At 73.8% G+C, this 6,248-nt stretch carries 7 protein-coding genes and 2 pseudogenes; 7 read left to right on the top strand and 2 right to left on the bottom strand.

Features of this window, described 5'->3' with window-relative positions; genetic code table 11:
* The 6 genes and pseudogenes from IH13_RS0125605 to IH13_RS0125580 form a co-directional block, all read left to right on the top strand.
* Window positions 1-444 (top strand): annotated as a pseudogene (locus IH13_RS0125605) (hypothetical protein); the annotation flags it as partial.
* 111 nt (window positions 445-555) lie between these two features.
* The gene (locus IH13_RS0125600; protein ID WP_031088260.1) at window positions 556-1,557 is read left to right on the top strand and encodes an SDR family NAD(P)-dependent oxidoreductase; all 1,002 of its coding nucleotides are present in this window, start codon (window positions 556-558) and stop codon (window positions 1,555-1,557) included.
* Window positions 1,558-1,601: 44 nt separating this feature from the next.
* Window positions 1,602-2,309 (top strand): annotated as a pseudogene (locus tag IH13_RS38365) (nucleotidyltransferase family protein).
* 7 nt (window positions 2,310-2,316) lie between these two features.
* On the top strand, window positions 2,317-3,240 hold the full coding sequence (locus IH13_RS0125590) for an NAD-dependent epimerase/dehydratase family protein (RefSeq protein WP_031088258.1): 924 nt from the start codon (window positions 2,317-2,319) through the stop codon (window positions 3,238-3,240).
* Complete coding sequence (locus tag IH13_RS0125585; protein WP_031088256.1) at window positions 3,237-3,896, top strand: spherulation-specific family 4 protein; 660 nt, start codon at window positions 3,237-3,239, stop codon at window positions 3,894-3,896. The genes IH13_RS0125590 and IH13_RS0125585 overlap by 4 nt, the downstream gene beginning before the upstream one ends.
* On the top strand, window positions 3,893-4,870 hold the full coding sequence (locus tag IH13_RS0125580; RefSeq protein ID WP_031088255.1) for an endo alpha-1,4 polygalactosaminidase: 978 nt from the start codon (window positions 3,893-3,895) through the stop codon (window positions 4,868-4,870). Before IH13_RS0125585 ends, IH13_RS0125580 begins: the two co-directional genes overlap by 4 nt.
* Before the next feature lie 10 nt (window positions 4,871-4,880).
* On the opposite strand, the gene IH13_RS0125575 is transcribed toward IH13_RS0125580, so the two are convergent.
* Together IH13_RS0125575 and IH13_RS0125570 are read right to left on the bottom strand one after the other, a co-directional pair.
* Window positions 4,881-5,261: a PPOX class F420-dependent oxidoreductase gene (locus IH13_RS0125575; RefSeq protein ID WP_031088253.1), complete on the bottom strand. Its 381-nt coding sequence runs from the start codon at window positions 5,259-5,261 to the stop codon at window positions 4,881-4,883.
* 19 nt (window positions 5,262-5,280) lie between these two features.
* Window positions 5,281-5,571 carry a helix-turn-helix domain-containing protein gene (locus IH13_RS0125570; RefSeq protein WP_031088251.1) on the bottom strand — a complete coding sequence of 97 codons (291 nt, stop codon included), beginning with the start codon at window positions 5,569-5,571 and terminating at the stop codon, window positions 5,281-5,283.
* Window positions 5,572-5,612: 41 nt separating this feature from the next.
* Between IH13_RS0125570 and map the strand changes: the two genes are divergently transcribed.
* Window positions 5,613-6,248, top strand: a 636-nt coding sequence (gene map / locus IH13_RS0125565; RefSeq protein ID WP_031088249.1) for a type I methionyl aminopeptidase, incomplete at its 3' end; no start/stop codon positions are given.

Here is a 6,248-nt window from a genome sequence, read left to right as displayed (position 1 = left end):
CAGCAGCCGTACGCGGTGGTGGTGCTGACGGTGAGTATGGGACTCGCGGAGTGGCTGCTGTACCGGTACCGGGGGCTGTCCGTGGCGGCCCTCCGGGCGACGGCCACCCCGGCGGGGTTCCGGCTGCGCTCCGCCGGGATCCTCGTGCTCTGCCTGCTCGCCTACCTCGCGCCCCTGGTCCCCGCCGCACTGCTCACCGGGGCCGAACCGGCGGTGCTGCTGCTGATCGCCGCGACGCTGTGGACCGCGCTGCTCCTCCAGGCGTTCGGGGTGGCCTGGCCGCCGGCCGTGGTGTGCCTCGCCGCGGCCGGGGCGGTGGGGGCGCTCACCCTGGCGGGGGCGGGGCGGGACCTGTTCGCCCTGTCCCTCTGCCACGGGACGGCCGCGGCGGTGCTGGGGGCGTGGGCCCTGCGTGCCCTGGGGCGGCCCTCGGCCCACGCCTGACCTCCCTCCGCGTCCCCGGGGACGGGCCACCGCGACCGGCGCCGAACACCGGCCTCCCGCTCCCACGCGTCACCGGAAACCAACCCACCGACAACGTAAGGAACACCCACGTTGACCTCCACACCGCTCGCCGCCGTCACCGGAGCCGAGGGATTCATCGGCTCGCACCTCGTCGAGACCCTCGTGGCCGCCGGGCACCGGGTGAGGGCCATGGCCCAGTACAACTCCTTCTCCTCGTACGGCTGGCTGGAGACCCTGTCCGAGGACGTGCTCGCCGAGGTCGAGATCGTCCTGGGCGACGTACGCGACCCGGGGTCGGTGCGCGGTTTCGCCGAAGGGGCGGACTGCGTCTACCACTTGGCGGCCCTCATCGCGATCCCGTACAGCTACCGCGCGCCGCACAGCTACGTGGACACCAACATCACCGGCACGCTGAACGTCCTGGAGGCGGTGCGCGCGCTGGGAACCCCGCGGCTCGTGCACACGTCCACCAGCGAGACGTACGGCACCGCGCGGACCGTGCCGATCACCGAGGACCACCCCATCAACACCCAGTCCCCCTACGCCGCGTCGAAGGCGGGCGCGGACCGGCTGGCCGACAGCTACCACGCCAGCTTCTCCACCCCGGTGGTGACCCTGCGGCCGTTCAACACCTTCGGGCCGAGGCAGTCCATGCGGGCCGTGATCCCGACGGTCATCGGACAGCTCGCCGCCGGGGAGCGCACGATCACCCTCGGCGACCTGCGGCCGACCCGCGACTTCACCTATGTCCGGGACACCGCGCGGGCGTTCCTCGCCGTCGGCACGGCCGACGCCGGGCAGGTGGTGGGCCGGACCTTCAACGCCGGGACCGGCGGCGAGATCTCCGTCGGGGACCTGGTCACCCTGATCGGCAAGGTGACCGGCACCGAGGTGGACGTCCGGGAGGACCCCGAGCGCGTACGGCCCGCGGCCTCCGAGGTGATGCGGCTCGTCGCCGACGCGACCCGGCTGCGGGAGACCACCGGGTGGGCCCCCGCCCACGACCTGGAGGAGGGCCTCGCGCGCACGGCCGCGTTCTTCCGGGACCCGGCCAACCTGGCCCGCTACAAGACCGGCATCTACAACGTCTGACCCGTCCGGCACGACCCCGCACCACGTCGACGATGGAGGAACCCATGCACGTAGTGATCCTGGCCGGTGGCAAAGGCGTGCGGCTGCGGCCCTACACCACCGCGCTGCCCAAGCCCCTGGTGCCCATCGGTGACCAGCACGCGATCCTGGAGATCGTGCTGCGGCAGCTCGCCGCGCCGGTTTCACCAGCTGCACCCTCGCGATCGGACATCTGGGGGAGATCATCCGCGCCTATGTCGGCGACGGCTCGCAGTGGGGTCTGGACATCGACTACGCGACCGAGGAGAGCCCGCTCGGTACGATGGGGCCCCTGCTCACCCTGCGCGAGAGACTTCCGGAGTCGTTCCTCGTGATGAACGGCGACATCCTCACCGATCTCGACTACGCCGACGTCCTGCGCCGGCACCGCGCCTCGGGGGCCCCGCTGACGATCGCCACGTACGCCCGCAAGGTGCACATCGACTTCGGTGTGCTGACCACCGACCAGAGCCGGGTCGTCGCGTTCACCGAGAAGCCCAGCATGGACTACCGCGTCTCCATGGGGGTCTACGGCCTCTCGCGGGCGACCCTGGACGCCTACACCCCGGGGCTGCCGCTGGGCTTCGACGAACTCGTGCTGGACCTGCTGGAGAGCTGTCTCTTATACACACGAGTTCGAGGGGTACTGGCTGGACATAGGGCGCCCGGACGACTACGACCAGGCGAACGCGGAGTTCACCAGCCGCAAGTCGATGCTGCTCAAGGGAGCCTGACCTCACCATGCGTGTTCTCGTCCTCGGCCACACCGGCTATCTCGGCGGCCACGTCGCCGGGGCGCTGACCCGTCTGCCGGACGCGGTGACCCTTCGCGCGGGCCGCTCGGCCGGTGCGGAGTTCGCCGTCGACCTGGCCCGCGTCGGCGCCGACGCGCTGGCGAGGACCCTGGCGTCGGCGGCACCCGACGCGGTGGTCAACTGCGCGGGTGCCGTCGGCGGCGACGCGGTGGAGCTCGCCGAGACCAACGCCCGGGGCCCCGCCGTGCTGTGCGCCGCGCTGCGGCGTGCGGCCCCCGGGGCGCGGCTCGTGCACCTGGGGTCCGCCGCGGAGTACGGGCCGGGCGCCGAGGGGGTCCGCGTGACGGAGTCGGCGGCCACCCGGCCCGTCGCCCCGTACGGGGCGACCAAGCTGGCGGGGACGGTCGCGGTGACCTCGTCCGGGCTGGACGCGGTGGTCCTGCGCGTCGGCAATCCCTGTCTCTTATACACATCTCTGCTGCGCGCGGCGGGCCGGGACCCGGGCGCGGTGCTCCGGCTCGGCGATCTGTCGGCGTACCGGGACTTCGTGGACGTACGCGACGTGGCGCGGGCGGTGGTCCTCGCGGCGACCGTACCGGGCCCGTTGCCCGGTGTCCTGAACATCGGCGGGGGCCGGGCCGTCGCGGTGCGGGAGCTCGTGGCCTCGCTGGTCCGGGCCGCCGGATTCCGGGGGCGGATCGAGGAGGTGGCGCAGGGGGGCGGTTCCGCCCGCTCGGAGGGGGTGTCGTGGCAGTGTTCCGACAACACGGCGGCCGGCACCGCCCTGGGGTGGCGGCCGTCCTACTCCCTGGACGACTCGTCGGCCGCGCTGTGGGCGGCCGGGGACGGGGCCGTGTCACCGCCCACGGCGCGGCTGCCCGCGCCGGTGGAAGGGGTGCGGAGCCCGTGAACTTCCTGGTCCCCCTCTACGTCCACCCCGCCGAGGACCCCGGGGCCTGGCACCGGCTGATCGCCGCCGCGGGCCGGACGTACGGGGTGGTGCTGAATCCGGCGAGCGGCCCGGGGGCGGCCCCCGACCCGGCCTTCGCCTCCGCCGCCCGCGCCCTGCGGTCGGCCGGTGCGCACGTGTTCGGGTACGTGGACACCGACTACGGCGAGCGCCCGCCGTCCGACGTCGTGGAAGAGGCCGCGCGGCACCTGGAGTGGTACGGGGCGGACGGCTGCTTCCTCGACCGGACACCCCCGGGCCCGGCCGAACTGCCGTCCTGCCGACGGCTGGTACGGCGCATCAGACGGTCGGGGATCCCCCTGGTGGCGCTGAACCCGGGCGTCCACCCGGCTCCGGGCTATCTCCGCGCCGCCGACCTCGTCGTGACGTTCGAGGGGCACTGGTCGACCTATGTGTCGGCCTTCAGCCGGCCCCGGTGGGCCGTCCGGCAGCCGCCCGACCGCTTCTGCCACCTGGTCTACGGGGTGCCCCCGGCACTGATCCCGCTGGCCGTCCGCACCGCGCGGGAGCGGGGTGCGGGGGTGTCGGGGCCGGTCACCGGCGAACTCCCCAATCCCTGGTCCGAGTTGACGCCCGCACTGGGCGGGCCGGCATGACGGCCCGGGTGCGCCCGGGCCGGGCGTGCGGGCTGACGGCCGCCGCTCTCGTGGCGGCGGTCCTCGCCGGGTGCTCCACCGGGGACGGCGCAGGGCGGCGGGAAGCGGACGGCGGACCGGCTCCCTCCGCGTCCGCACGGCCGAGCCCCGGGACACCGCACGACGGCGGGGGGACGAGCAGCGGGGGGCCCCGGGAACCCGGCGCCGAGGCGACCTCCGCCCCGGCGGGCTCCCCCACGGTCCGCTCCCCCGGCTCCCCCGCCCCTTCCCCGGCGGGAAGGTGGCGCCCCCGGCCGGGCCTGGCCTGGCAGTGGCAGCTGGACGGCAGGGTGGACGCCTCGGTGGACGTGCCGGTGTACGACATCGACGGCTTCGAGAACTCCGCCGCCGACGTGGCGCGCCTGCACGCCGACGGGCGCAAGGTGATCTGCTACCTCAACGCCGGCGCCTGGGAGGACTTCCGCCCGGACCAGGGCTCCTTCCCCCGGTCCGTGCGGGGCGAGCCCAACGGCTGGGACGGCGAGCGCTGGCTCGACATCCGCCGGCTGGACGTACTGCGCCCGCTCATGGAGCGCCGGATCCAGATGTGCCGCGACAAGGGCTTCGACGCGGTGGAACCGGATCTGCTGGAGGGCTACGCCAACGACACCGGCTTCCCGCTCACCGGGGCCGACCAGCTGGCGTACAACCGGATGATCGCGGACGTCGCCCACGAGCGGGGGCTGTCCGTCGGCCTGAAGAACGACCTGGCCCAGATCCCGCAGCTGGTCGGGGACTTCGACTTCGCGGTGAACGAGGAGTGCGCGCAGTACGACGAGTGCGAGCGGCTGAAGCCCTTCACCGCGGCGGGCAAGGCGGTCTTCCACGTCGAGTACGAGGTACCCACCGAGGACTTCTGCGCCGAGTCGCGTGCGCTGCGGCTGTCCTCGATGCGCAAGCGACTCGACCTCGACGTGTGGCGCGACCCCTGCTGAGCCGAGGCGCTCAGAAGGTGACGGCGATGCCCGTGTGGGGCCGCTTGCCGAGGCGTACGACCATGGCGGGCACGTCCACCAGGTAGAACTTCCAGGTGTACTTGCGCCCGAGCGCCTTGCGTACCGCCGCCGTCCCCGCCCCGTCGAGCAGCCGCGCCGTCCCCTCGGCGCTCGGCGCGCCTTCGGCGATCCGGCCGCGCACGTCGCAGACGGTGACGCGGACCCGGCTGTCGTTGCGCAGCCGCTTGACCTTCCAGGAGTCGGACCGGGTCCAGACGTACAGCACGTCCCCGTCGGCCGCGGCCCAGACGGGCGTGGCGACGGGGGTGCCGTCCTTGCGGTAGGTGGTCAGGCTGACGTACTCGCTGCGGGCGAAGTCCTGGAGGGTCACGGGCGCGACCCTACCCGCCCTACGCGATGAGCGGCAGCGCCTCCGGTGACGGCTCCTCGTCCGCCGCCTCCGTCGCGCACCGGGCGAGCACCTCGTCCAGGGACAGGCCGAGGGCGCCCGCCAGTGCCGCGACGGTGAAGAAGGCGGGGGTCGGGGCGCGGCCCGTCTCGATCTTGCGGAGCGTCTCGGGGGAGATTCCGGCGCTCGCGGCGACCGCGACCATGCTGCGCGGGCCGCGTGCCCGGCGCAGCAGTTCGCCGAGCCGTTCGCCGCGGGCGCGTTCTTCCGGGGTCAGGGGAGTCCGTACCATGCCGTCATTCTAATACCGCTTCGACCGGTATAATAATTGGCATGGTGCAACTCAAGACAGACACATCCATCGACGCGATGCGCGAGGCCGGCCGGGTCGTCGCCCAGATCCTGACCGCCGCCCGGGAGGCGGCCGCGGTCGGCGTCTCGCTGCGGGAACTCGACGCCGTGGCGCGCGAGGTGCTGCGGGCGGCGGGCGCCACCTCGCCGTTCCTCCACTACCGGCCGCACTTCGCGCCCACCCCGTTCCCCGCGGTCATCTGCGCGTCCGTCAACGACGCGATCGTGCACGGCATCCCCGACGACTACCGGCTGCGCGACGGCGACCTGGTGAGCATCGACGCGGGTGCCCTGCTCGACGGCTGGGCGGGCGACTCCGCCGTCAGCTTCACCGTCGGCCGGGCCCGCCCCGACGACACCCGGCTGATCGACACCGCCTTCGCGGCCCTGGACGCGGGCATCGCCGCGGCGGTCGTCGGCAACCGGATCGGCGACATCGCCCATGCCGTCGGCACGGTGTGCCGGGGTGCCGGCTACGGCATCATGGAGGGGTACGGGGGCCACGGCATCGGGCGCAGGATGCACGAGGACCCGTCCGTCCCCAACGAGGGGCGCCCCGGTCGCGGGATGCCGCTGCGGCACGGGATGGTGCTCGCCATCGAGCCGATGCTGATCGGC

Origin of the sequence: Streptomyces sp. NRRL WC-3549 (genome assembly GCF_000721935.1) — a bacterium.
Taxonomy (GTDB): Bacteria; Actinomycetota; Actinomycetes; order Streptomycetales; family Streptomycetaceae; genus Streptomyces.
This window is presented reverse-complemented; position numbering and strand designations above follow the sequence as displayed.